Consider the following 24950-nt stretch of genomic DNA (forward strand, 5'->3'; position numbering starts at 1 on the left):
GACTTTGAGGAACGGCAGGGTTTTGCGGAGCGCTTCGACGGCGCTGATCGCCTTGTGCATCGCCATGCCGGGCGCCGGCCTTGCCCAAGGCGGCGGTGCGTCCAAGCGCGAGGCGCTGGTCGATCTCGTCAACCCGCTCATGGGGACCGACAGCAATTACGCTCTGTCTTACGGCAACACCTATCCGGCCGTGGCCGTGCCCTGGGGCATGAACTTCTGGACTCCGGTGACCGGCAAGATGGGCAATGGCTGGGGCTATACCTACGACGACACCAAGATCAGCGGCATCAAGCAGACCCATCAGGCCAGCCCGTGGATGAACGATTATGCCGCCTTCGAGCTGATGGCGGTGACCGGGCCGCTGCGCATTCGCCAGGACGAGCGCGCATCCTGGTACAGCCACAAGGCGGAGGAGAGCCGGCCCTACAAGTACAAGGTCTATCTCGCCGATCATGACGTGACCGCCGAGGTGGTGCCGACCAACCGCGCCGCGCAGTTCCGCTTCACCTTCCCCGAGAGCGACGACGCCCATATCGTGCTCGACGCCTATAACGAGGGATCGATGGTCAATATCGATCCGGCGCGTCGGCGGATCACCGGCTACGTGCGCAACAACAGCGGCGGCGTGCCGGAGAATTTCCACAATTACTTCGTGCTCGAGTTCGACCACGATTTCACCGTCACCCGCACCTGGGACCAGAATTGGCAGCTTCGCGACGCGCTGAAATCCGAGGGCGGCCACGTCGGGGCCGCGGTCAGCTTCAAGACGAAGAAGGGCGAGCAGATCGGCGTCAAGGTCGCTTCGTCGTTCATCAGCCTCGAGCAGGCGGAACGCAATCTGACGCAGGAGATCGGCGGCGACGACTTCGCGCGGACCGAGACCAAGGCGAAGCAGGCGTGGGAGACCGAGTTCCAGCGGATCCAGGTCGCCGATCCCAACGAGGACAATCGTCGCACCTTCTATTCGGCCTTGTACCGCATGCTGCTGTTCCCGCGCATGTTCCACGAGACGGATGCGAAGGGGCAGATGGTCCACTACAGCCCCTATGACGGCAAGGTGCATCCGGGGCCGATGTTCACCGACAACGGCTTCTGGGACACGTGGCGGTCCGTGTTCCCGTTCTTCGCGCTCGTCTATCCCGAGCTCGACGGCCAGATCATGCAGGGGCTGGCCAATACCTACAAGGAATCGGGCTGGCTGCCGGAGTGGGCGAGCCCGGGCCATCGCAACGTGATGATCGGATCCAATTCGGCGAACATCATCGCCGATGCCTATCTGAACGGCGTTCGCGGCTTCGACGTCGAGACGCTCTACGAAGCTATGGTCAAGAACGCGACCACGTCGGAAGGGCGGCCGCGCGACGAGCGGGGCAGGGTGGTCAGCGCCGTCGGCCGCGAAGGCGTCGAATACTACAACAAGCTGGGCTACGTGCCCTACGATGTCGGCATCAACGAAAATGCCGCGCGGACGCTTGAATATGCGACTGCCGATTTCTCGTTGTCACGCCTCGCCGCGGCGCTCGGGAAGACCGAGGATGCGCGCAAATATGCGCAGCAGGCGCAGAATTACCGCAAGCTGTACGACACCCAGTCCGGCTGGATGCGCGGCCGCAACCAGGACGGATCCTGGGCGACGCCGTTCAACCCGCTGAAATGGGGCGACGCCTTCACCGAAGGCAATTCGCTCCATTACAGCTGGTCGGTGATGCAGGACGTGCAGGGCCTCGCCGACCTGATGGGCGGCGACAAGGCGTTCGTCGACCGCCTGGATTCGATCTTCACGACGCCGCCATTGTTCGACGAAAGCTATTACGGCCAGGTGATCCACGAGATCCGCGAGATGCAGATCGTCGACATGGGCCAATATGCCCACGGCAATCAGCCGATCCAGCACATGATCTATCTCTACGATTGGGCCGGCGCGCCGTGGAAGACGCAATATCACGTCCGCAACGTGATGAAGAAGCTCTACGCACCGACTCCGGATGGCTATCCGGGCGACGAGGATAACGGCCAGACATCGGCCTGGTATGTCTTCTCCGCGTTGGGCTTCTATCCGGTCACCCCTGCGGTCGGCCAATATGCGATCGGCAGCCCGCTGTTCCGCACTGTCCGGCTGACGATGCCGACGGGCAAAGTGCTGACGATCGAGGCGGAGAATAACGGGCCGGACAATGTCTACATCCAGTCCGTGACCCTGAACGGCCGTGCCCACAACAAGGCATGGCTGTCCCGCGAGGAATTGCAGCAGGGCGGCAGATTGCGCTTTGTCATGGGGCCGAAGCCGAATACGCGCTGGGCGAGCGACAAGGCCGCAGCGCCATTCTCAATGAGTGCGCCGGCGGCGCGGTGAGCCGCCGGCCGCAGCAACATCATAGTTCGAACCAAGGACATATTTCTCATGGATCTTAGCCGCCGCGACCTCGTCACCGGGGTCGGCACCGTCGCCCTGGCGTCGCTGCTTCCCGCTGCCGCCACGGCCGCCGCAGGCTCCTCCGCACCACGCCGCACCAGCCTGCGGCCCGTCGCCGCAAAGCGCGGCTTCACCAGCAAGGCGGTAGAAGCGGAGATCGCGCGGGTGAAGGCGAAGATCGCCGATCCCGAGATCGCCTGGCTGTTCGAGAATTGCTACCCGAACACGCTCGATACGACCGTCCAGCTCGGCGAAACCGACGGCAAACCCGACACGTTCGTGATCACCGGCGACATCGACGCCATGTGGCTTCGCGACAGCTCGGCGCAATTGCAGACCTATGTCCACCTGACGCCGAAGGATGCCGGCCTGCGCCGGGTCTTCCAAGGCGCGCTGCAGCGGCAGGCGCGCTGCATCCTGATCGATCCCTATGCCAACGCGTTCATGAAGGATCCGACGGCGAAATCGAATCTGGGCGCGCGCACCGACCTCACCGAAATGAAGCCCGGGGTCGCCGAGCGGAAGTGGGAGATCGATTCCCTGTGCTATCCGATGCGGCTTGCCCACGCTTACTGGACGGCGACCCGCGACAAGGCACCGTTCGATTCGCTCTGGGCAGAGGGCATGGCAAAGGCGGTGGCGACCCTGCGCGAGCAGCAGCGGATCGAAGGACCCGGCCCCTATCGTTTCCAGCGCCGCGATACGTCTTCGACCGAGACGCTGATGCTCGGCGGCTACGGAGCACCGACCCGCAAGGTCGGCCTGATCCATTCCGGTTTCCGCCCGTCGGACGATGCCTGCGTCTTCCCCTTCCTGATCCCCTCCAACCTGTTCGCGGTATCGGCGCTGCGCATGCTCGCCGTGGTGCTTCGTGAGGCGCGCGGCGACAGCACGGCCGCGGCAGCCTGCGAGGCGTTCGCCGCCGAGGTGCGCACGGCGCTCGACGAACACGGCAAGATGACGGACGGCAAGGGCGGCGAGGTCTGGGCGTTCGAAGTCGACGGCTTCGGGAACGCGCTGTTCATGGACGATGCCAATGTGCCGAGCCTGTCGGCCTTGCCGCTGCTCGGCTCGGCGGAGCGCAACGATCCGCTCTACCGCCGCACCGCCGCGCTCGCCTGGAGCGAGCGCAATCCCTATTTCTTCAAGGGCAGCGCCGCGGAGGGGATTGGCGGCCCGCATGCCGGCATGGACCTGATCTGGCCGATGTCGATCATCACCCGTGCCCTGCTCAGCGACGACGACGCGGTGATTCGCCAATGCCTGCATTGGCTGAAGACCACCCATGGCGGCACCGGCTTCATGCACGAGAGCTTCCACAAGGACGATCCGACCAAGTTCACCCGATCCTGGTTCGCCTGGGCGAACGGCCTGTTCGGCGACCTCATCCTCGATCTCGAGCGCCGCAAGCCGACCCTGCTCGCCGCGACCTACTGATGCGCGGAGACATGCACGTCATGCGTAGCACGCGCCGCCAACTCCTGTCCGGCACCGGCCTGGCGATCTTCGGCGCGGCGATGCCCAAGACGGCCTGGGCGCAGGCGCCGGCCGCTGCCAAGCCCAATCTGTTCGTCGGCACCGGCGGCCACGGCCACACCTTTCCGGGGCCGTCCTTGCCGTTCGGCATGGTCCAGCTCGGCCCCGACACCGACAATGCGCGCTGGGATGCCTGCTCGGGCTACCACCGTACCGACGGATCGATCCTGGGCTTCTCGCACACCCACCTTTCCGGCACCGGGATCGGCGACATGCTCGACGTGCTGGTGGTGCCGACGCGCGGCGCACTGGAACTCGATCCCGGCGCGCTCGACAATCCCGACAAGGGCTATCGCCAGCGCTTCTCCGACGAGCATGCCGAGCCCGGTTACTACCGCGTCCGGCTCGAATCCGGAGTGCTCGCAGAACTTACCGTCACGGAGCGCACCGGCCTCCATCGCTACCGCTTCCCGAAGGGGCCGGGGCATATCCTGATCGACTTCTCGCACATGATTCTCGACGTGTGGGACAAGGGCACGATCATCGACCAGGCGTCGCTGGCGATCGATGAAGCCGGCATGCTGACCGGCAGCCGACGCACGCATCGCTGGGCCAAGGGCCGCGAGAATCATTTCGCGATGCAGCTGTCGCGGCGGCCGGACCGGGTGCGCTTCTTCGGCGACGGCAATGCACCGGCGCCGGCAGGGGCGAAAGGCGTCGCCGGCAACAAGCTCAAGGTCGCCTTGTTCTTCGACGATGCCGGCGGCGATCCGATCCTGATCAAGACCGGCATCTCGGCGATCGATGTGGCCGGCGCCAAGGCTGCCCTTGCCGCCGAGGCGCCCGGCTGGGACTTCGACGGGGCCTGCACATCGGCACGGCGCACGTGGACGAACCTGCTCGATTGCGTCCGGGTCAAGGGCGGAACCGAGGCGCAGCAGAGCATCCTGGCGAGCGCGCTCTACCACGCCTTCCTCGCGCCGACGCTGTTCACCGACCGCGACGGCCGCTATGTCGGGCTCGACCGCCAGGTGCACAAAGCTCCCGCCGATGCGCCGGCGTTCAGCACCTACTCGCTTTGGGATACGTACCGCGCGCTCCACCCGCTGCTGACCCTGGTGCAGCCGGAGCGGGCGGGGATGTTCACCCGCGATCTCATCCGCCAGACCCAGCAGAGCCCCTACGGACCGCCGGTGTGGCCGCTGCAGGGCGTCGAAACGGGTACGATGACCGGCTGGCATTCGGTGGTGGTGCTTGCCGAGGCCAAGGCGAAGGGGATCGAGGCGGATTATGCGGCGGCGTGGCCCAATATCCGCAGGCGCGCCTTCGACCGCGATTTCAAGGACAGCGACAGCTCGCTCGGCCGCGCTTTCTACTACGATCTCGGCTACATTCCGGCCGACAAGGTGTGGGAATCGGTCAGCCGAACCCAGGAATATGCCTATGACGATTGGGCGATGGCGGTGCTCGCGGACGCGGCCGGCGCCCATGATGACGCCGCGGCGCTGCGCAAGCGCAGCCTCAATTACCGCAACGTGATCGATGCCAAGATCGGCTTTGCGCGGCCGAAATTCTCGGACGGAAAATGGTGGGCACCCTATGATCCGATCCAGATCGGCCACATGCCCAAGCCCTGGTGGCGCGATTATACGGAGGCCAATGGCTGGCAGGCGACCTTCCTCAACCAGCACGATGTCTACGGCCTGATCAAACATCTCGGCGGCGACGCGAAGTTCGAGAAGAAGCTCGACAGCTTCTTCAACGGCCCGTCGACGCTCCCGGCCAATGCGCCGCCCGACATTACCGGCCTGGTCGGCCAATATGCCCATGGCAACGAGCCCGATCAGCACGCGCCCTATCTCTACGCCTTTTGCGGCGCGCCGTGGAAGACACAGGCGATGGTCCGGCGCCTGCTGACCGAGATGTACAAGGACGATCCGGACGGCGTGATCGGCAACGACGATTGCGGCCAGATGAGCGCCTGGTTCGTGCTCAGCGCGCTTGGCTTCTATCCCGTCGATCCGGTCAGCGCAGTCTATGTGTTCGGATCGCCGCTGTTCGACGAGGCCGAAGTCGCGCTCGGCGGAGGCCGCACCTTGCGGGTCCGCGCCGAGGGCAACGGGCCGGACAGGCCCTATGTCCAGTCGGTTCGCTGGAACGGGCGCCCGTGGACGCGCAACTGGATCGCGCATGACGAGCTGGCGAAAGGCGGCGAGCTGGTCTTCGCGATGGGCGACCGTCCGTCGCGGTTCGGCACCGCCAAGGCCGATCGGCCGCCCTCATTCGGGGGCCGCCCCTAAGGGAGCTGCGAGGACGGAACCGATGATCGCGAGTTGCCGTGGATGATCGACACCGATTCCTCGGCGCCTTCGCGGCTTTCGGGAACCAATCTCGAGCGTACCGCCGATCACAACCAGCGCGTGACCCTCCACGCCATCCGCGTTGCCGGCCCATGCACGCGCGCCGAACTGGCTGAGATCACCGGCCTGACCGGGCCGACCGTGGCCAACATCACTCGCCGGTTGCAGGCCGACGGGCTGATCGCCGTTGCCGGCAAGCGCATCGGTTTGCGCGGGCAGCCGGCGATCCAGTTCAAGATCCGCGAGGATGCATGCTACGCGATCGGGCTGAGCGTCGACGCCGACGAAGGCTGCATCGTCCTGATCGATTTCGCCGGTGCGATCCTAGCGCTGCGGAGGGAGCCGCTGCCCGGCCTGACGGTGGATCATGTCCGGGCTTTCTACCACCAATCGATCGGCGGACTGCTGCGATCGGGCGGTGTCGGCCGCGAGAAGATTCTTGGTCTCGGCTTGGCGTTGCCGGATCCGGGCGCCGGGACCCTCCCGGATTGGGACGGGGTCGATATGGCTGCCATGTTCGCCGCGCCGTTTCCCGTGCCGGTGTTCAGCGATGATGCCGCTGCGGCCGCTGCGATGGGCGAAGGGCTACTCGGCCTTGGACAGACGTACGGGAGTTTCTTCTACCTACTCATCGGACCACGACTGCGCGGCGGGTTGGTCATCGACGGCAGCTTCGTTCGCCGCGACGGCGGGCAGGGGCTCGAAATCGCCCCCACGGGCTCCGGAGCCGGACTGGCGGCGGTCCGGGAGGGTGGCGCTCCAGTGTCGTTCGCTCGACTTTCGGAGGAACTCGAACAGCACGGCTTGTTCCTCAAAGATCTGAAGCACGGCGGTTCGTACAGCGCTGAGGTGGAAGAATGCCTTCGCGGCTGGACCGAGCAAGCCGCGAGCCGTCTCGCCACAGTGCTGGAGCCGATCAACTGCCTGCTGAACCCCGCCGCAGTGCTGCTCGGCGGCAAAGCCCCGGAATTCGTGTTCGATCGACTTGCCGCGAAAGCCAGTGACCTGCTCAAGCAAAAGGCAGCGCAGATACCGGCAATCGCGCCGATCGTACGGGCCGCGTTCGCGCACGAGGCAATCGCCCTTGGAGCGGCAATTCTGCCGATGCATCATTACCTGCTGCCCAAGTCGGGCACGCTCTGGAAGACGCCGACCGATCGGGAGCCCGCCCGGCATCCAAAAGGTCAGTGACCGCTTCACCTGCTTGCGTACCAGCGTTCCTGCTCGGATGTACCCTTGCCCGGGATTGCACGGCAGCCTGCGAAGCTAAGGCGGCGCCGTCCGGCCGCCTTCGACACAGGCGAGAAACAATAGCAAAACCGAACCGGCATGCGCTCGTGAGTCTATGAAGACAGTGGCCGAACAAAACCTTTCGCTTGCAAGCCGCGGCAAATCTTCTCGGCTGCACAGAGTTCGTGGTTAAATAATCCCAACAGTCACCTCCGCTTCATTACGCAGACGACGGCTCACTCCCGAGAGAGAGGGCGAGCAGTAGTGCCGAGCCGCCGAGAAATCGAGCGGGTCGTCTGCTCGGTACGTGCGGGTTCTTCCTATGAATACCGGGACATAGTTTTTGTCCGGGAGCGTAATTGATCATGAAACGGGGTACCCTCTTCCTTACCGCGGCGCCGCTGGCGCTTGCGATGCCTGCTTATGCCGCGCACGCGGAGAACGCCTCCGCCGCATCCGGCGGCGAGACTGTGGCCGCATCCGCCGAGGCGGCGCAGGAGGACACCACAGGTGCGGCCTCCGGCAAGGCGAAAGAGGAGGTCTTCTCGACCGGCGTCGCCAAGGGGCGCGACATTCTCGACAGCGCGATTTCGACCAGCTCGTTGAAGGCGACCGAGATCCGCAAGCTGGGCGCGCGCTCGCTTGCCGAGATCCTTCGCACCCTGCCCGGCATCCGCGTCGAAGCGTCTTCGGGCGAAGGCAATTCCAACTACACCATCCGCGGTCTGCCGCTCGCCTCGGGCGGATCCAAATATCTGCAGATCGAGGAAGACGGCTTGCCGGTCCTGGAATTCGGCGACATCTTCAATGCCGGATCGGACGTCTTCATTCGCGCCGACCTGAACCTCGCGGCGATCGAGGCGATCCGCGGCGGCTCGGCCTCGACCTTCGCCTCCAACTCGCCCGGCGGCGTGATCAACCTGATCTCGAAGACCGGCGATTCCGAGGGTGGCACCGTCCAGGCGACCACCGGGCTCGACTACGGCGAGAAGCGCATCGATTTCGAATATGGCACCAGGCTGAGCGAGACGTTGCGCTTCCACGTTGGCGGTTTCTATCGGAGCGGGGAAGGCCCGCGCGACATCGGCTATAACGGCTATCGCGGCGGCCAGGTGAAGTTCAACGTCACCCGCCAGTTCGACAACGGCTTCGTCCGTCTCTACGGCAAGCTGCTCGATGATCGCTCGCCGCAATATGTGCCGGCACCGGTGATGATCACCGGCACCGACGCGGATCCCGAATTCAAGAAGATCACCAATTTCGATCCCAAGAAGGATTCGCTGCTTTCCAGCAACATCGGGACCTTCCTTTCGCTCGACCGCGACAATCAGCCGGTTGCCGAGAACTTTCACGACGGGATGCACGCAAAGTCGAAGTCGATCGGCCTCGAGGCGCAGTTCGAAATCGGTGGATGGTCAGTGACCGAGCGCGCGCGCTACTCGGCGAACTCCGGCGATCTCTTCCGCCTGGTTCCGGGCAGCATCGCGCCTGCCGCCACGATCGCGGCGGCCACCGGCGGTGCCGGCGCCACGTTGCGCTATGCCAATGGTCCCAATGCCGGGCAGGCGATCACCGACTTGGCAGGGCTCAACGGCAATGGCCTGCTGGCGAGCGTCTATCTCGCCAAGGTGAAGCTTCACTCCCTCAACAACTTCACCAACGATCTGCGTGCCAATCGCGTCTGGAAGGTCGGTGCGGGCGATCTGACGGTCACCGCAGGCCTCTACAAGGCGATGCAGACGGTCGACATGGACTGGTTGTACTCGACTGCGATCCAGGACGTGGTCGGCGGCGGCAAAGCGGCACTGGTCGACGTCACCAATGCTGCAGGCACCAGGGTCACCCAGAACGGCTATTCGGCTTTCTCGATCCAGGGGCTGAGCCTGCTTCACCGGGCTTTCAACGTCGATTACGACATCACTGCGCCTTACGGCTCGGTCAACTATCGTTTCGGCAAGATCGCGATCGGCGGCAGCCTTCGTTACGACATCGGCAGCGTCAACGGCCAGGTGTTCGGCGCCGATCTTGGCGGTGGCCGGCCGGGGATCACCTCCGTCGACTTCAATCGCGACGGCGTCATCTCGGTGGCAGAGTCGCGCACCGCGATCCTTCCGCTGACCCAGCCGTCGCCGGTCAACTACGACTATGGATACCTCAGCTATTCGGCCGGCATCAATTTCCGCATCGCCGAGCCGCTGGCAATCTTCGCACGCTACAGCCGCGGCGCGCGCGCCAATGCCGACAAGATCCTGTTCACCTCGGCGATCGACTATAACAGCGGCGACCTGCCGGATTCGTCCAACGCCTATGACACGGTCAAGCAGCTCGAGGGTGGCGTGAAGTTCCGTCAGAATGGGCTCGCGCTCAATCTCACCGGCTTCCACGCCAAATCCGAGGACGACAACATCCAGTCCGGCTCGGGGCTCGGCACGTCGCGCCTGTACCGCGCCTACGGCGCGGAATTCGAAGGTAGCTTCCGCCGTGGTCCTTTCAGCCTGAACGCCGGCGCGACCTACACCAAGGCGAAGATCATGAAGGACTTCCTCAACGCTGCGATCACCGGCCTCGAGCCACGCCATCAGCCGGAGTGGACCTTCCAGCTGATGCCGCAGGTGAGCACCCGCTACGCCACGTTCGGCGCCAGCGCGATCACGGTCACCAGCAGCTATGCGCAGGACACCGACCAGCTGCGGATGCCCGGGTTCACCGTGGTGAATGCCTTCGTTCAGTTCCACCCGACGGAGCGCGTGCAGCTGAGCGTAAACGCGAACAATCTGTTCAACTCGCTGGGCTATTACGAAATCTCGCAGGCCACCGTGCCGGCGAACGGGATCGGCTGGGGCCGCGCCAACAATGGCCGGACCATCTCGACCTCGCTGAGCCTCTCCTTCTAAGGCCCAGGAAAGCAATGGATCGACACGGAGGCTCCCGGAGGAGCGCTCCGTGTCGATCCGTCGTCGTTCGCCAATCCCGTCTACGCGATGCGAAACAGACGTTCCGCATTGCGGTGGAAAATGGTGGCGCGCTGATCGCTGCTCAGGCTCGCCTTCTCGAGGAAGGCCACGGCATCGCGTGAGCTTTCATATGGATAATCGATCGCCCACATCACGTTGTCGATCCCGGCTGCCCCGATTACCAGATCGAGGACATCGGGAGATTCGAAGCCGCTGGTGGTCACAGCGAAGTTTCGGCGGAAATATTGGGACGGCGCCAGCGCGAGCGGCTTCATCCGACCGTCCTTCGCCCGGCGTGCTGCCATGTGATCGAGCCGCCACATCCAGAATGGCAGCGCTTCACCCATATGACCAAGGACGATCCGCAGACGCGGATAACGATCGAAGACTCCACCGAGGATCATCCGCACCGCGTGAGTCCCGGCCTCGATCCCGAACCCCCAGATCGATCCGCCCATGCTGTAGTCGCGAAACGGCGCGGCCATGCCGTTGGAAGGCGCGCGCGGGTGGAGGTAGATCGGCCGATCGAGCGCTTGCGCCGCTTCGAGGATCGGCGCGAAGCGCGGATCGTCCAGATAGAGATTGGCGGTGTGCGAATTGACGATGAAGCCCTTCATGCCGAGCGTGGTGACCGCGCGCTCCATTTCCATGACCGCAGGGCCCGGATCCTGGGGCGCGAAGCAGGCCAGGCCGGCGAACCGTGTCGGATGGCGTGCGATCGCCGCGGCCAGATGGTCGTTGGTGGCGATGGCGAGCCTGCTCGCCAGGGCCGGTTCGAACATCTGGACACCCGGGATCGTCACCGAGAGCAGCTGAACGTCGACACCGGCCGCGTCCATTTCGGCGACCCGCTCGGTATCGAGATCGAGCAGCTGACGACGAAATCGATCCTGGTTCGAGCCCGGCCGTGGATTGTCGAAGATCGAGAGAATGCCGGTGGACACATCGAGGCTGGAGCCTGGATCCGCGCGCGCGATGTCCAGCCAAGCCTTGACGAGTTCGGGCGTGGCGAACGCCTCTTCGGTCGCGATCCGGCGAACCCGCGCCGGGCGCGCCTGACCTTTGGCCTTCGCTGCGACCCCCGCAAGCGCAAGCCCCGCCGTTGTTCCGGTCAGAAACCTTCGTCGACTCGTCGTCATGGCCTGCCTCCGCATGTGCTGTCTACATGGCGGCCCCTAACCCGCATAGGCGGGGCGAAGGTTCGCGGGCGGAGAGGGGCATGCGGCCGAGAAGGACCCGCTCATGTGTCAGTATCGATGCTGTCCTCGCTTCCGGTCCGTTTCGGAGCGAGTGGCGGCAGCGACTTCTTCATTCGGTGGGCGTGCCTGGGCTAAGACGGGTGGCACAGCCGGCAGTCGGAGGTGAGATGAACGGATCCTGGTGGTGGGCGCGCCTGAGCGTCGCGATGTCGCTTGCCTGGTCGGGCGTGGCGCAGGGGCAGGGATCGCCTGCGGATCTCTATGGCCCGTTGTTCCGGGCGGTGCAGACCGAGCGGGTGTTCGAGGACGGCAAGACCTTCGTCGACGCGGTTCCCCGCCGCAGCGCGGCCGAGATCGTCGCCGATTATGCGCGGGAGCGTCCCGCAGGCGCGCCGGCGCTGCGCGACTTCGTGCTCCGGAACTTCACCGTGCCCGGGGTCAACGATCACCAGCCGCAAGATCTGCGCCGGCACATGCAGCAATTGTGGCCGATGCTGGTCCGCCAGCCGAATGCCGCTCAGCCCGGAGGATCGGCGCTGCCGATGCCGGCACCTTATGTCGTGCCAGGCGGGCGCTTCCGCGAAATGTATTATTGGGACAGCTACTTCACCATGCTGGGGCTGGCGGCGGACAAGCAGGCGCCGCTGATCGAGTCGATGCTCGACGATTTCGTTGCGGTGATCGAACACCACGGGCGCATCCCAAACGGCATGCGGACCTATTATCTGAGCCGCTCGCAGCCGCCATTCTTTGCGCTGATGCTGGATCTTTCCACGAACCGGAATACGCAGGTCGCGGTGCGCAGGCTCGCGGCGCTGCGCCGGGAACATGCTTTCTGGATGGATGGAGCCGGGTGCCTGGACAGGAGCGGCGCCTGCAAGCGGGTCGTGCGCATGCCGGACGGCAGCCTGCTCAACCGCTATTGGGACGATCGCGACACACCGCGCGACGAATCCTTCCGCGAGGATGTCGCAACCGCCGCCGCAGCGCCGAACCGGGCGGCCGCCACCGTCTACCGGCATTTGCGGGCGGGGGCGGAAAGCGGCTGGGATTATTCTTCGCGCTGGCTCGCCGACCCGGCCTCGCTCGCAAGTGTGCGAACGACTGATATCGTCCCGGTCGATCTCAATGCCCTGATGCTGGCGATGGAGGAGCGTATCGCACGGCGATGCCGGGAGGCTGCGGATGCGGCCTGCGCCGCCGAGTTCATCAGGCTGGCGGCACGCCGCAAGCAGGCCATCGATCGCTATCTGTGGATCGCTAAGGAGGGCCGCTATGGCGACTGGGAGCGGAGCGCCCAGCGGCCGACGACGATCGTCTCGGCGGCGACGCTCTACCCGCTGTTCGTCGGCGCCGCTTCGCCGGCGCAGGCACGCGCGGTTGCGGCGATGGTGCGGCAGGTGCTGGTGGCCCCCGGAGGCCTGCGGACGACGCCCCACCGGACCGGCCAGCAATGGGATTCGCCCAACGGCTGGGCACCGTTGCAATGGGTTGCGATCGACGGGCTCGCCCGCTCCGGCGAAGACGCACTCGCGCGCGACATCGCCCGCCGCTGGATGGAGACGGTGGCCCGCACCTATGGCGAGACCGGCAAGATGCTTGAAAAATATGACGTCGAGGCGCGCCGCCCCGGCGGCGGCGGGGAATATCCGTTGCAGGACGGCTTCGGCTGGACCAACGGCGTCGCCTCCGCCTTGCTGGAGCGCTATCCGGATTTGCTGAGCGGCGCCGAGGGAGGGGGCGCGAGGGGAACGCCGCGCGCGCCCAACTAGGCGCTCAAGCAGGTCTGGAACGGGTGCCGGCCATCATTTCTCCCCTTCGCGATTTCGCGAAAGGGGCCAGGGGGTGGTTCTTTCTCCCGGCGATTGATGTGCAAGAAGAAGAAGGGACCACCCCCGGCCCTTCCACGAAGTCGTGGAGGGGCGTTTCCACAACGAACGCTTCTAGAATTCGTAGGCGAGGCTGAAGCGGAAGGAGCGGCCGAGGATCGGGCGGGCGAGGATCGGGCCGCTGCCCTGGGCGCCGATGATCCGCGGATTGCCCTCGGTGAGCCCGATCTCGTTGGTGAGATTGTTGCCGGTGACCTGCAGCCGCAGCCGCCGGTTGAGATCGACCGAGATGCCGGCGTCGAGCTGGTAGAAATGCGGCAGCAATTGCTGGTTCTGCGGATCGGAGAAGCGGTCCCCGAGATATTCCAGGGTCGCGAACAGCGACGGGGTGATCCCGCCGAGATCCATCTCGTAGGCGGGCGTCACCCGCCAGCGCCAGCGCGGCTGCCGCTGGACGCGGTTGCCGCTATTGTCGATGGTGCCGCCGGCGGTGAAGAAATCCTGGTAGGTCGCGTCGAGCCAGGTTCCCGACGCGCTGAGCGTGAAGCCGGGGAAGGGCCGTAGCGTGCCTTCGAGCTCGACTCCGTTCGCCTTCGCGCCCCCGACCGATTCCACCAGTGTGTTGCCGATGATCTGGTTGCTGGCGAGACCTTCGAACTCGTTGTGGAACAAGGTGGCGTACAGACTGAGCCAGGGCATCGAGAGCTTGAGCCCGGCTTCGTAGGTGTCGACCGTCGCGATGATGCGCAGATTGTCGCGCAGATTGTCGAATTGCGGGAAGCTGCGGCCCTTGCTGTAGCGGGCGAAGACTCCGATCCGGTCGGTGAAATCGAAATTGGCGCCGGCCGTGAACGACCAGCGGGATTCGCTGAAATCGACGGTGCGGAAGGTGCCGTTCAGCACCGATGTGCCATTGTTGAAGAGCGTCGACGGATTGGCATCGGTGTCGGCATTGGTGGTGAGGTTCTCGATCCGCCCGTCGACGACGTGGCGCTGCCAGCGCGCGCCGGCATCGACCCGCAGCTGCGGCGTGATCTGGAATTCGTCGACCGCATAGAAAGCGTAGTCGGTGCCTGTGTAATATGCGTTGACCGCGAAGGTCGCTCCGGAGGTGAAGCCGTCGCGTGTCGCCAGACGGCCGTCACCGAGCACAAGGTTCAAGCGACGTGCATTCTCCTCGGCGGTGAGCAGCACCTGATTGCCCAGCGCCCAGGAATCGCGCGTGTCGTAATCGGCATAATAGAAGCCGGCGGTCAGCGTGTTGCCGCCGGTCTTGAACTCGAGCGAGAGATCGTTGACGAACGACTGGATTTCCTTGCGGACCTCCCAGATTCCGGCGCGCATCACCTGTTGGCCGGCGGCGAGGCTGCCGCCGCCATTCGCGAAGGTGAGGCTGCCGACCGTCGCGCCCGGACCGCCGAGGGTGACCGCGAGCGCCGCCGCACTGGTCGGAGGCTCGGTCGGCACCAGCCCGATCGTGTCGGCGCTGCCGCCGAGCCAGCTCATCCGCTCGCGCAGCCGGAGATTGTCGACGAGCTCGTAATCGAAGGTGACGCCGACATTGCCGACGTTCGCGCCGCGGCCCTCGGCGAGATCGACACTGCGCCCGGCATTGTTGACGGTGATCCGCGTGTCGGGCCCGGCGAGCGCTCCGGTGCCGGCATCGAAGCCCGGATATTCGTCGATCTCCTCACCATTCTGGACGATCGGGATCGGCAGCAGCCATTGGCCGTGATCGTTGAGATAGCGCGCATAGATCAGCACCGATCCGCGATCGCCGAAATCGTGGCGGAGATTGGCGGTGATCTGTCCGCCTTCCTCGGCGCGGAAACGAGGATCGCGGATGCCGTTGCCGCGGGCGTAGAAGCCGCCGATCATGAAATAGGTGTCGCGATTAATCGGCCCCGAGATCCAGGCGTCGCCGCGCAGTTCGTCATAATCGGTGTAGGAGATCTTGGCGAGGCCGTGGAGCGTCTCGCCGCCTTCGCGCTGGACGACGTTGACGGTGAGCCCCGGCTGGCCGCTGGAGAACAGCGCGCCGGTGCCGCCGCGCACCGCCTCGACCCGCTGCACGGTCTCGTCCAGCCGCACCACCTGCGAATTCTCGAGGAAGGAGAGGGTGGGCGGCGGGAAGATCGGCACCCCGTTGAGCTGGAAGGTGACGAATTGCGCGTCGCCGCCTGACGGATAGCCGCGTACGAAGATATTGGCGCCGTTCTGGCCACCCGAGCTTTCGGCGCTGACACCGGGGACGGTGCGCAGCAGGTCTGCGGTGCTGTTGGGCGCGGCCTGTTCGATCGCCTCGTTGCTGAGCGTGGTGACCGCGAAGGCGGCGTCCTGGCGCCGGGTGCCGGCGCCAGCGGTGCCGACGATGACGATCTCGTCGTCATTGCCATAGGTGTCGGCGATTCCCGGGCTTTCGGGCGCGCTGCGCTGAGCCTGGTCCTCGGCGGCGAGGCTCTCGCTGGTTTCCTGTGCCTGGGCGGCGGCGGCTCCGCCGAACAGCAGCACGGCTGCCGGAGCGATCCCGGACAGCAGAACGGATGTGAAAGGGCGAATGGTACGCATGCGTCTCCCCTATCGTTTCTCGTCGATCCACCGGTCGCTGCCGGTGCGGATCGCTGCGGTGCCTGGCCGATCCGACCTTGAGGCCCGCGCGGCCATTCTATCACCGGCGGCGGCGAGGGAAGGGGGGATTGGCGCCATTATGGCGGAAAGCGGCGTTGATGCGGGCCGCAGGAGCCGACCCGGTCACCTGCCGCCCCCGCCGACAGGTCCGGCAGGCGAGTTCAGGCATAGGCGATCATGCGTCCCGCAGTGCCGACGCCCAGCCAGATCAGCAACGACAGCGATGCGGCCAAGCGCACCGCAAGCGTCGGATCGGCAGCGGGATCGCGCCCGCGCCGCAGCAGGCGGAACAGCAGGACGTTGGCAAGCCCGGCGCCGATCAGCAGCAACTTGAGCTGGAAGGTGTCGGACACTGCCAAGGCACGGCCGTCGGCGGCGAACAGAATGAGGCCGCTGCCGGCGAGGATGACGAGTCCGGCGGCCGCAACCGGGATCAAAGCCCGGGCGAGCGGGCCGAGCGGGATCGCCCGCCACAGTCCGGCGATCCGAAGATCAACGACGCCGATGCTCCCGATCAGCATGACGAGCCCGAGCAGGTGGACGACGTTGGCGAACGGGTAAGCGGACGGCGAGGATCGCGCCCACCCACCGACGCCCCAATCGTTCAGCGCATCGGCGATGGCGAGCAGCGCGCCGTCCACCGTTCAGCGCAGCTCGATCGTCCGGTCGCCGACCTGGACTCGTTCCAAGCGCATTTCGGGGGCCCCATCCCGGCGGGCATAGCCGGTGATCGTCACCTTCTTGTTGTTGGCGATCATCGCGTTGGTCAGCCCGCGCGATTCCATTCGGCTAACCGGGGCAAGAATGACATCCCACGTCTTGCCCTTCCACTTCATCCGTGCCGTTCCATGGGGATTGCCCCACGAGATCGCCGTCAGCGGGCCGGTGAGGGTGATCGGCTTGGTCTCGTCGTAGGAACTCCAGCCATGATGCGCGGCGGCGGCGGCCGGACAGGCGGCAAGCAGGATTGCGACGGCGTAAGTGGAAAGCTTCATCTCGGCCTCCGGTGTCGAAGCACAGGGCGAGAGGTCGCCCCGCGTATCATTCTGCTTAGCCGATCGCGAGAGCGAAGTCTCTTGCCGGATCGCTGCGAGGCACGCCTAGGGCCGAAGAGGTTCACGAACAGCATAGAGGCAAATGATGTGAGGGGAATACGGTGATCCACGGTTAACCACTCTATCGCGTTGACACTGCACCGAAATCCTTGCACGTTCCAAGTTCAACACCAGGGGGTTACCAATGAACGTCAAGCATTTCGGCGCGCTTGCGCTGGCCTTCGCGCTCGTCTCCACGCCGACGCTGGCCAAGGACAAGCCCAAGAGCTTCGTCATCGTCAACGAGGAAGTCGGCGTTCCCGTTTTCCCGCACGACATCACCGATCGTCCTTACGAGGTGGTCGGGGAAGTCAAAGCCGGCGTTCGCAAGGCGACGATCTTCAGCAAGGAAGCCTCGCAGAAGAAGATCTACAAGGAATTGTGGGAGCGCGCCGAGAAGAAGGGCGCCGATGCGGTGATCAACGCATCCTATGGAGATTCGCACGTGTCGCTGACCAGCTGGGGCAAAACCAACGCCACCGGCACTGCGATCCGTTTCAAGCCGGCGGCCGCACCGGCCAATTGAGCCGCAGCCGCCTGCCGCGGCATCGCGCAGCGGGCGGCTCGCTTGGCCGGGGGGGCTCCATGATCCGATCCATCGTCTCCGCGCTTGCCGCGGTGAGCGTCGCCGCCGGCCCGACGGCTGCGGTCGCCCAGAACCAGCATCCTGCCACCGCCCCGGACTCGGCGACGGCCGCTGCGGCCCCTGCTTCGGCAGCTGACGCCGTGGCACCGCAATTACTCGTCGCAACGCCGAGGGCGCCGACCGATCGTCCCGGCGCCTTGCTGGTGCCGCGCGAGACCATGGTCCGGCTGATGGTGCTGAACGAGGTCAACACCCACAAGGCGAAAGCCGGCGAGCGCTTCGCTCTGCGCGTCGACGAGGCGGTGGCGCTGAACGGCGTCACCATCATCCCGGTCGGCGCCAAGGCCTTTGGCGAAGTCACCGAAATCCGCGAGAATGGCGCCGTCGGGAAGGCCGGCCAGATCGGCGCACGCTTGCTCTATGCCGAGGTCGGCGGGCAGCGGATCGCGCTGACCGGCGAGGATGGCAGCAAGGGCATCAAGGGCGGCGACCGTGTCGCGCTGGCGATGCTCGGCTTCGGCGTACTGGGGCTGTTCGCCCGCGGTAGCCAGGGCAAGCTCAAGGCCGGCCACATCTTCAACGGCTATCTCGCCGACGATCTGCTCTACGATCCTGCGGCTGCCGCCTTCATCGAGCCGGAGCGCGCGGCGCCCGTCGTAACCGTCGCCGCGTCGCCGGCACAGCCATGATCGCGGCGGCGCTGATCGCTTTCGCGGCGATCCTTGCGGGCGAGTCGCCGCAGGCTGCTGCGCCGCAAGGGCATTCCCCGGCCCCTCCGGTGACCGCCGTGCCGTCGCCGGGTGGAGGGCGCCCGGTGCTCCGCGCCGGCACCGAGGTTCGGATGAGGACGCTCGAAGCGCTGAGTTCGAAGCATGCGCGCCAGGGTCAGCGGTTCGCGCTGGAGGTCGTCGACCATGTCGTCGTGGAGGGGGGCGTGGTCATCCCGCGCGGCGCCCCGGCCACCGGCGAGGTGGCACGGGTGGTCGGCCGCGGCATCATGGGCAAAGCGGGGAAGCTCGAGGTGCGCATCCTGTTCGTCGAAGCCGGCGGCGCGCGGATCAGGCTGGGCGGCCGTGCCGTCGACAAGGGCAAGGCGAGCACCGGGCCGGTGGTGGCGGGGACGGTGCTGCTCGGTCCGCTCGCCAGCTTCGTCCAGGGGACCAGCGCGCAGATCCCGGCGGGAACCGCCGTCTTGGGCTTCGTCTATGCGGATGTTTCGCTGATGCCGCAAAGCTGACGCGCGGCCTGGCGCGCATCGCTGCGCAGGGCTCAGGCGCCAAACGCACGGCGGACGAGGGTGCGGGACCGTGCCCATAGACCGGCAGGCGCAGCTTTTGGGGGCGCGCCGACCGCCTCGTCGACGAGGCGCTCGAGCTCGGGCCAGCCGATCGGCCGGTTGCTGTGGTCGATCGATCCCAGGCTCGGCGGATGCACGCCCGGATGGAAGGCGAGGACGTCGCTCAGATCGAGAATTTCGAAGCGCTTCGGAGGGACGCTGTCTTTCGGCATGTAGATGACGTGGGGCGCATCCGCGGGGACGGCGATGAAGTGGATGGCCGGTCGCAGCCGGTCGCTGCGGTTCGGCAGGGACCAGTGGATCATTCCGGTCTGGAACAGGAGCGCTTCGCCGGCGCGCACGCGCACCGGCACGGATCGGCTCTTGATCCTGTCCGGATAGGATTCGAAATATGGCGAGACTCCGGGGCCGATGATCTGGTCCCGAACCTTGTGGCTTCCGGGCAGCAGGCAGAGGGCGCCGTTGGCTTCGTCGACGTCCGCCAGCGCACACCAGAGGGTGAAGGTCACCGCGTCCGGATCGGTGGTCGCCCGGTAATCGCAATGGACGCCCATTTCGCCGCCGCCCGGCGGCTTGATGAATGCGCCTCCGGCGGACACGCGATAGCCGGAGACGATGCGATCGAGCACCGGGGTGAAGGTGGCGCGCACCAGCGCGGCAACCGCCTCCTGGTAGGCGCCGTCGGCGTTGTAATAGGTGATGTGGCCCTGGCGGAGATCGTCGTCGGATCGCCCGGACTTTGCATGATCCCGCATCAACCCGTCGAGCGCGCCGCGCACGGCGCTCACTTCATCGGCAGTGAGCAGCGGCGCGACCGCGTAGCCGAGCCTGCGGAAATCCGATGCGGTCTCGGCAGTGGCGAATTGCGGCTCGAGCATAAAGGGGCGCCTCATGACCCACGACAGGTTCGTGTAAAGGCGGCGTCCCCGCGATGCAATCTGCGCCGGGGCGATCGGCCCGACGCTGCACCGCCTTGATCACACCGGCAAGGCGGCAGGCGCCAGCGCGCGTTTCACCTCGCCGAGGAACAGCTCCGTCGAGAAGGGCTTTTCGAGCACCGTCGCGGCACCGAGCGCGGTCGCCTCGGCGTGGATCTCGCCCGCACGCTCGCCGGTCATCATCAGGGCCGGCCAGTCGATCCCCCGGCGACGAAGCTCCCCAAGCGCGGCGAGGCCGTTGGTGCCGGGCAGGTTGAGGTCGATGACCAGGCACCCGGGCGCGAGCGAGCCCAGCGCCGCGAGCAGATCGTCGGCGGTTTCGAACAGCCGCGGCCCGAAGCCGGTGAGCTCGAGCATGATGAAGATCGACCGGGCGACGGACGAATCGTCCTCGACGACGTAAACGGCGGGCAGATCACTCAAGCAGGCATACTCACGCGGCAAGACCCCGCCCGAGGCGAGGTGCGACCGGCCGGCGTGAGCACGAATGCCTGCGACGGGTCAGGAGAAATCCATGTAAGATGGTAAGCCTGGCTTTGCAGTAGTCTAAATGCTGTATTTGCGGTCTCTTGTGAGCTGCGTGCGACGGGTGGCGAAGGCCTGCGCCGGAGCCATACGGGCGCACGCGAAAAATGCGGCTGTTCTTCTGATCCTGCATCGATGACGTGTCTAGATCTGGATGAAGCCGCGGCGGGCCGCCATCACCACGGCGTGGGTGCGGTCGGCGACGTCGAGCTTGGTGAAGATCGTCTTCAGATGCGCTTTGATCGTGTCGGTCGAGAGCGCCATCTGCCAGGCGATCTGCTTGTTGGCCTGCCCCTCGGCCACCAGGCTGAGGATGCGGATCTCACGTTCGTTGAGCCGATCCTCGGTGGCGTGGAGGGCGATATCCTGCGCGACTTCGGGCGCGATCGCGCGGCGGCCGCCGTGGACGGCGCGGATGGTGTCGAGCAGGTCCTTGCGGATGCAGCTCTTGAGCAGATAGCCGGCGGCGCCGGCGCGCAGCGCGCGGAGCGCCAGCGTGTCGCCGGGATAAGTGGTGAGCACGACGATCTGGGCGGCCGGCGCCTCGGCGCGGATTTGCTCGATCGCCTCGATGCCGCCGAGCCCGCGCATCTGCACGTCCATCAAGGTGATATCGGGCCGGACGCTCCGGAACATGTCGATCGCCTCGGCACCGTCTGCGGCCTGCCCGACGACCACCATGTCGTCCTGGCGCGCGAGCACGGCGACGATGCCTTCGCGCATCATCGGGTGGTCGTCGACCACCAGCACCCGGATCGGGGCCGCGGTCGGCAGTCTGCAGGCGTCAGTCACAGGCGGCTCCATAAGCCAATTCGCGCCGACGGCATCCTCTCCGGACCGATCATAAGCACTCCCGCACGGCCGATTCAACGATTTCGTTGCACGCCTGGAACCGGTTTCGGGACAGAGCTGCCGAGGCACAGGCCTTCTGCATAAGCGATCGTCATCCGAACGCCTCACCCGAACGGGTATTGTCAGCACGGCCGTGCGGGATAAGCGCGGCCGGGCTGGCGGGTTATTCCGCAGCCGATCCCAACCACGCACAGGAGACCGAGACATGCCATTCATCACCGCCCAGGACGGGGCCGAGATCTTCTACAAGGATTGGGGATCCAAGGACGCGCAGCCGATCGTCTTCCATCATGGCTGGCCGCTCAGCGCCGACGATTGGGACGCGCAATTGCTGTTCTTCCACGGCCAGGGCTTCCGAGTGATCGCCCATGACCGCCGCGGCCATGGCCGCTCCACCGAGACGGACGCCGGCAACGAGATGGACACCTATGCCGCCGACGTCGCCGCGCTGACCACCGCGCTCGACCTGCGCAATGCCGTTCATATCGGCCATTCCACCGGCGGCGGCGAAGTCGCGCGCTACGTCGCGCAGCACGGTCAGGGCCGAGTCGCCAAGGCGGTGCTGATCAGCGCGGTGCCGCCGATCATGGTCAAGACCGAGGCCAATCCCGAGGGGCTGCCGCTGGAGGTTTTCGACGGGTTCCGCGCCGCGCTCGCCGCCAACCGCGCGCAATTCTATCGCGAGGTACCGAGCGGCCCGTTCTACGGCTTCAACCGTCCGGGTGCGAAGACCCTCGACGGGGTCGTCGACAATTGGTGGCGGCAGGGCATGATGGGCGGCCTCAAGGCCCATTACGACTGCATCAAGGCGTTCTCGGAGACCGATTTCACCGACGACCTCAAGGCGATCGACGTGCCCGTCCTGATCCTGCACGGCGAGGACGACCAGATCGTGCCGATCGCGGATTCGGCGCACAAGGCGATCAAGCTGCTCCCGAACGGCACGCTCAAGACCTATCCGGGGCTTTCGCACGGCATGTTCGCGATCAACGCCGAGATCATCAACGCAGATCTGCTCGCCTTCATCCGCATCTGATCCCGCATGGCGGCACCGATCATGCTGATCCACGGAGCCTGGCTGACGCCAAGTTCCTGGGATCGGTTCCGCCAGTTCTACGAACGTCAGGGCCTGGCGGTCTCGGCGCCGCCATGGCCCGGCATGGACCGGCCGATCGACATCCTGCGCCAGCGCCCCGCACGGGCGCTGGCGCGCCTTGGCGTCAAGCAACTGGTCGATCATTATTCTGCGCTCGTCGCCGCCTCGCCCGCACCGCCGGTCCTGATCGGTCATTCCTTCGGCGGATTGATCGTCCAGCTGCTGCTCGAGCGCGGGCTTGGCGCGGCCGGGGTGGCGATCGCCCCGGTCCCGCCCTTCGGCGTAGCGCCGCACCCGCGCGCGGCCTGGACATCGCTGCCGGTCTTCATCGCCTGGAACGGCTGGAACCGAGTGATGACGATGAGCCTCCGCGGCTTCTCGACCGGATTTGCCCAGACCTTGCCGCCGGCCGAGCGTCTCTATGCCCACGACAAATTCATCGTGCCGACGCCCGGCCGCATCTTCTTCCAGGCGCTGCTCGGCATCGGCAATCGGCTGCGCTGGGACAATCCGGCGCGGCCACCATTGCTGCTGATCGCCGGCGGGCGCGACCGGACGGTGCCGGCCGCGATGGTGGAGAGCAATTATCGCCGGCAGCTGGGCGCGCCCTCGACCACATCCTATTGCAAATTCGCCGGGCGATCGCACTTCCTGTGCAACGAAGCGGGTTGGGAGCAGGTCGCCGAAGCGGCGCTCGCCTGGGCGCTGGAACATGCGCGAGGCATGCCGTAGCTCTTCCAGGATATCGAACAAATCGTGCGATCTTATTCCACTCCACGGAACATGAGCGGCGGCTAAATTGCATTCCAGACGGCGACGCAGCGGTGCGCCGCGCTTCAGACAGGAGAATGCACATGCTCACCACCTCCCCCGCTTCGACCCTCGGCACCTCATCCAGCAGCATCGGCACCGGCGCCGGCACGGCCGCGCTCGCAAATTCGGTCCTGCCATTGGTCGGCCGGATCGGCCTCGCCGCCATCTTCGTGCTGAGCGGCGTCTCCAAGCTCACCGCGCCGCAGGCGACGATCGGCTATATCGCCTCGGTCGGCCTGCCGTTCCCGACGGTTGCGCTTGCCGCCGCGATCCTCGTCGAACTGGCGGGCGGTGCGCTGCTGATCGCCGGCTACCGAACGCGGCTAGTCGCCGCGCTCCTCGCCGCCTTCTCGGTGGTGACGGCCCTGACCTTCCATGCGGATCTCGGCGACCAGAACCAGTTCATCCACTTCCTCAAGAACATCGCCATGGCCGGCGGGCTGCTCCAGATCGTCGCGTTCGGAGCCGGTCGCTTCAGCTTCGACAATCGCCGCTGAACCTTTGCCCGCCGGAATACCGCAAGCCGGGGCCGCATCATGCGGCCCCGGCCTTTTCGCATGACCGGCTACAACTCGGCCGTCCCGACGGGCGGCGTATCTTCCGCGCCGCTTTCGACGAAGCGGTCGAGCAGCCACGACAGAGCGGGGCCGGGGGGCGCGTCGCGGCGATGGATCGCACAGAAGCGGTAGATGCCGCCGGGATCGTCGGGCATGACCAAGCGGACGAGGCTGCCCTCGACGAGATCCGCTTCGATCATCGGCAGCGGCATGTTGCCCCAGCCGATCCCCTCCCGAAGCAGCGCGTGCTTGGCGCCGAGATCGGCGAGCCGCCAGGTGCGCGGGCTCTGCACCGCGAAATCGCGGCCGGCGCTGATCGGCGAGCGATCGGTCAGCACCAGCTGGATATGATCGCGCGCGGCCCCGGGCGGCAGCGGATGGATTCGCGCCAGCGGGTGATCGGGCGCCGCGACCGGCACCATCTGTACCGATCCGGCGACGATCCGCTCGATCCCGTCGACGTCGGTGGCCAGCGGGCCGCTGAGCCCCAGCCCGGCACGGCCGTCGAGCACCAGAGCGGTGACCGCGCCCAGCGCCTCGACATGGAGGCGCAATGCGACGGTCGGGAAGGCGGTCCGGAAGGCGCGCAGCACGGCGCCGAGCCGCGCCGCCGGCAGCATCACGTCGACGGCGAGGCTCACCTCCGCCTCGAGCCCGTCGAGCAGGCCCTTGACCTTGGCGCGCAGGCTGTCGACACCGCCAGAGATGGTCCGCGCCTCGGCAAGCACGGCGCGCCCGGCGGTGGTCAGCTGCGGCTTCCTTGTGCCTTCGCGGTCGAACAGGGTGACGCCGAGCTGCGCCTCGAGATTGGCGATGCCGTAGCTCACCACCGACACGGCCCGGTTGAGCTTGCGTCCGGCACCGCCGAAGCTGCCGGTCTCGACGACGGCGAGGAACAGACGCAATTGATCGAACGTGGGTGTGCCGGGATTTGCCATTCAACTTTCTCGAACGATGAGGGCAACTTTATCCCACTGAACAGGAGAGCAGGCAAGATCCATATCCCGGTCATCGAAGTGAAGTTGCGGGCGCCGCGGCAGACCCGTCGGACGGGTTTCCGCCCCGTCGGGCAACAGGCGAGCGGCGTTTTCCCACCTCAAGAT

At 66.1% G+C, this 24950-nt stretch carries 20 protein-coding genes; 12 read left to right on the forward strand and 8 right to left on the reverse strand.

All coding sequences use genetic code 11. From position 1 onward, the window contains the following. Window positions 1-58 precede the first annotated feature (58 nt). The 5 genes from C7I55_RS09970 to C7I55_RS09990 all read left to right on the forward strand — a co-directional run bounded on the left by C7I55_RS09970 (window position 59) and on the right by C7I55_RS09990 (window position 10373). Window positions 59-2353, forward strand: coding sequence for a GH92 family glycosyl hydrolase (locus C7I55_RS09970; protein WP_408640603.1), 2295 nt, complete (start codon window positions 59-61; stop codon window positions 2351-2353). A gap of 48 nt (window positions 2354-2401) precedes the next feature. Beyond that, a complete protein-coding gene (locus C7I55_RS09975) occupies window positions 2402-3850 on the forward strand; it encodes a glycoside hydrolase family 125 protein (protein WP_106512785.1) in 1449 nt (482 codons plus the stop codon). Between the two features lie 20 nt (window positions 3851-3870). After that, entirely contained in the window at window positions 3871-6189 is a 2319-nt protein-coding gene (locus C7I55_RS09980) for a GH92 family glycosyl hydrolase (RefSeq protein WP_106513183.1), read from the forward strand. Between the two features lie 42 nt (window positions 6190-6231). Beyond that, window positions 6232-7440, forward strand: a complete 1209-nt coding sequence (locus C7I55_RS09985) for an ROK family transcriptional regulator (RefSeq protein WP_106512786.1) — start codon at window positions 6232-6234, stop codon at window positions 7438-7440. A gap of 404 nt (window positions 7441-7844) precedes the next feature. Then, window positions 7845-10373: a TonB-dependent receptor domain-containing protein gene (locus C7I55_RS09990; RefSeq protein ID WP_106512787.1), complete on the forward strand. Its 2529-nt coding sequence runs from the start codon at window positions 7845-7847 to the stop codon at window positions 10371-10373. An 80-nt stretch (window positions 10374-10453) separates the two neighbouring features. On the opposite strand, the gene C7I55_RS09995 is transcribed toward C7I55_RS09990, so the two are convergent. After that, window positions 10454-11572: an amidohydrolase family protein gene (locus C7I55_RS09995; protein WP_106512788.1), complete on the reverse strand. Its 1119-nt coding sequence runs from the start codon at window positions 11570-11572 to the stop codon at window positions 10454-10456. Window positions 11573-11799: 227 nt separating this feature from the next. Here C7I55_RS09995 and treF point away from each other — a divergent pair, with 227 nt between their 5' ends. Next, window positions 11800-13404, forward strand: coding sequence for an alpha,alpha-trehalase TreF (treF, locus tag C7I55_RS10000; RefSeq protein WP_332888416.1), 1605 nt, complete (start codon window positions 11800-11802; stop codon window positions 13402-13404). 171 nt (window positions 13405-13575) lie between these two features. Here treF and C7I55_RS10005 read toward each other — a convergent pair whose 3' ends face one another. From C7I55_RS10005 to C7I55_RS10015, 3 genes are all read right to left on the reverse strand, one after another. Next, window positions 13576-16029, reverse strand: coding sequence for a TonB-dependent receptor (locus tag C7I55_RS10005; protein WP_106512789.1), 2454 nt, complete (start codon window positions 16027-16029; stop codon window positions 13576-13578). 221 nt (window positions 16030-16250) lie between these two features. Next, window positions 16251-16730 carry a DUF6644 family protein gene (locus C7I55_RS10010; protein ID WP_199192779.1) on the reverse strand — a complete coding sequence of 160 codons (480 nt, stop codon included), beginning with the start codon at window positions 16728-16730 and terminating at the stop codon, window positions 16251-16253. 3 nt (window positions 16731-16733) lie between these two features. Further along, window positions 16734-17084, reverse strand: a complete 351-nt coding sequence (locus C7I55_RS10015; protein ID WP_106512790.1) for a DUF6152 family protein — start codon at window positions 17082-17084, stop codon at window positions 16734-16736. Between the two features lie 244 nt (window positions 17085-17328). Here C7I55_RS10015 and C7I55_RS10020 point away from each other — a divergent pair, with 244 nt between their 5' ends. The 3 genes from C7I55_RS10020 to C7I55_RS10030 are packed head-to-tail and all read left to right on the forward strand — an operon-like array spanning window position 17329 to window position 19006. Next, window positions 17329-17709 carry a heavy metal-binding domain-containing protein gene (locus C7I55_RS10020; RefSeq protein WP_106512791.1) on the forward strand — a complete coding sequence of 127 codons (381 nt, stop codon included), beginning with the start codon at window positions 17329-17331 and terminating at the stop codon, window positions 17707-17709. Window positions 17710-17768: 59 nt separating this feature from the next. Beyond that, window positions 17769-18458 (forward strand): hypothetical protein, encoded by a 690-nt coding sequence (locus tag C7I55_RS10025; RefSeq protein WP_106512792.1) that lies wholly within the window; start codon window positions 17769-17771, stop codon window positions 18456-18458. Next, the gene (locus C7I55_RS10030; protein ID WP_106512793.1) at window positions 18455-19006 is read left to right on the forward strand and encodes a hypothetical protein; all 552 of its coding nucleotides are present in this window, start codon (window positions 18455-18457) and stop codon (window positions 19004-19006) included. The genes C7I55_RS10025 and C7I55_RS10030 overlap by 4 nt, the downstream gene beginning before the upstream one ends. A gap of 32 nt (window positions 19007-19038) precedes the next feature. Here the strand turns inward: C7I55_RS10030 and C7I55_RS10035 are convergent, their stop codons facing one another. The 3 genes from C7I55_RS10035 to C7I55_RS10045 all read right to left on the reverse strand — a co-directional run bounded on the left by C7I55_RS10035 (window position 19039) and on the right by C7I55_RS10045 (window position 21321). Next, a complete protein-coding gene (locus C7I55_RS10035) occupies window positions 19039-19944 on the reverse strand; it encodes a phytanoyl-CoA dioxygenase family protein (RefSeq protein ID WP_158266367.1) in 906 nt (301 codons plus the stop codon). A gap of 99 nt (window positions 19945-20043) precedes the next feature. Continuing rightward, the gene (locus C7I55_RS10040; protein WP_158266368.1) at window positions 20044-20427 is read right to left on the reverse strand and encodes a response regulator transcription factor; all 384 of its coding nucleotides are present in this window, start codon (window positions 20425-20427) and stop codon (window positions 20044-20046) included. Between the two features lie 246 nt (window positions 20428-20673). Next, a complete protein-coding gene (locus C7I55_RS10045; protein ID WP_233222140.1) occupies window positions 20674-21321 on the reverse strand; it encodes a response regulator in 648 nt (215 codons plus the stop codon). Between the two features lie 265 nt (window positions 21322-21586). Between C7I55_RS10045 and C7I55_RS10050 the strand changes: the two genes are divergently transcribed. From C7I55_RS10050 to C7I55_RS10060, 3 genes are all read left to right on the forward strand, one after another. Further along, the gene (locus tag C7I55_RS10050) at window positions 21587-22417 is read left to right on the forward strand and encodes an alpha/beta fold hydrolase (protein WP_106512797.1); all 831 of its coding nucleotides are present in this window, start codon (window positions 21587-21589) and stop codon (window positions 22415-22417) included. 6 nt (window positions 22418-22423) lie between these two features. Continuing rightward, window positions 22424-23209: an alpha/beta hydrolase gene (locus C7I55_RS10055; protein WP_106512798.1), complete on the forward strand. Its 786-nt coding sequence runs from the start codon at window positions 22424-22426 to the stop codon at window positions 23207-23209. 122 nt (window positions 23210-23331) lie between these two features. Then, on the forward strand, window positions 23332-23787 hold the full coding sequence (locus tag C7I55_RS10060; RefSeq protein WP_106512799.1) for a DoxX family protein: 456 nt from the start codon (window positions 23332-23334) through the stop codon (window positions 23785-23787). 68 nt (window positions 23788-23855) lie between these two features. Here C7I55_RS10060 and C7I55_RS10065 read toward each other — a convergent pair whose 3' ends face one another. Further along, entirely contained in the window at window positions 23856-24785 is a 930-nt protein-coding gene (locus C7I55_RS10065; RefSeq protein WP_106512800.1) for a LysR family transcriptional regulator, read from the reverse strand. Window positions 24786-24950: the final 165 nt, after the last annotated feature.

This window comes from Allosphingosinicella deserti, from assembly GCF_003012735.1.
GTDB lineage: Bacteria > Pseudomonadota > Alphaproteobacteria > Sphingomonadales > Sphingomonadaceae > Allosphingosinicella > Allosphingosinicella deserti.

Excerpts from the sequence above, each read along its gene's own strand:
- C7I55_RS09975 (WP_106512785.1), top strand. The coding sequence starts at position 2,402 with ATGGATCTTAGCCGCCGCGACCTCGTCACCGGGGTCGGCACCGTCGCC.
- C7I55_RS09980 (WP_106513183.1), top strand. The coding sequence starts at position 3,871 with ATGCGTAGCACGCGCCGCCAACTCCTGTCCGGCACCGGCCTGGCGATC.
- C7I55_RS09985 (WP_106512786.1), top strand. The coding sequence starts at position 6,232 with ATGATCGACACCGATTCCTCGGCGCCTTCGCGGCTTTCGGGAACCAAT.
- C7I55_RS09990 (WP_106512787.1), top strand. The coding sequence starts at position 7,845 with ATGAAACGGGGTACCCTCTTCCTTACCGCGGCGCCGCTGGCGCTTGCG.
- C7I55_RS09995 (WP_106512788.1), bottom strand. The coding sequence starts at position 11,572 with ATGACGACGAGTCGACGAAGGTTTCTGACCGGAACAACGGCGGGGCTT.
- treF (WP_332888416.1), top strand. The coding sequence starts at position 11,800 with ATGAACGGATCCTGGTGGTGGGCGCGCCTGAGCGTCGCGATGTCGCTT.
- C7I55_RS10005 (WP_106512789.1), bottom strand. The coding sequence starts at position 16,029 with ATGCGTACCATTCGCCCTTTCACATCCGTTCTGCTGTCCGGGATCGCT.
- C7I55_RS10015 (WP_106512790.1), bottom strand. The coding sequence starts at position 17,084 with ATGAAGCTTTCCACTTACGCCGTCGCAATCCTGCTTGCCGCCTGTCCG.
- C7I55_RS10020 (WP_106512791.1), top strand. The coding sequence starts at position 17,329 with ATGAACGTCAAGCATTTCGGCGCGCTTGCGCTGGCCTTCGCGCTCGTC.
- C7I55_RS10025 (WP_106512792.1), top strand. The coding sequence starts at position 17,769 with ATGATCCGATCCATCGTCTCCGCGCTTGCCGCGGTGAGCGTCGCCGCC.
- C7I55_RS10030 (WP_106512793.1), top strand. The coding sequence starts at position 18,455 with ATGATCGCGGCGGCGCTGATCGCTTTCGCGGCGATCCTTGCGGGCGAG.
- C7I55_RS10035 (WP_158266367.1), bottom strand. The coding sequence starts at position 19,944 with ATGCTCGAGCCGCAATTCGCCACTGCCGAGACCGCATCGGATTTCCGC.
- C7I55_RS10050 (WP_106512797.1), top strand. The coding sequence starts at position 21,587 with ATGCCATTCATCACCGCCCAGGACGGGGCCGAGATCTTCTACAAGGAT.
- C7I55_RS10055 (WP_106512798.1), top strand. The coding sequence starts at position 22,424 with ATGGCGGCACCGATCATGCTGATCCACGGAGCCTGGCTGACGCCAAGT.
- C7I55_RS10060 (WP_106512799.1), top strand. The coding sequence starts at position 23,332 with ATGCTCACCACCTCCCCCGCTTCGACCCTCGGCACCTCATCCAGCAGC.
- C7I55_RS10065 (WP_106512800.1), bottom strand. The coding sequence starts at position 24,785 with ATGGCAAATCCCGGCACACCCACGTTCGATCAATTGCGTCTGTTCCTC.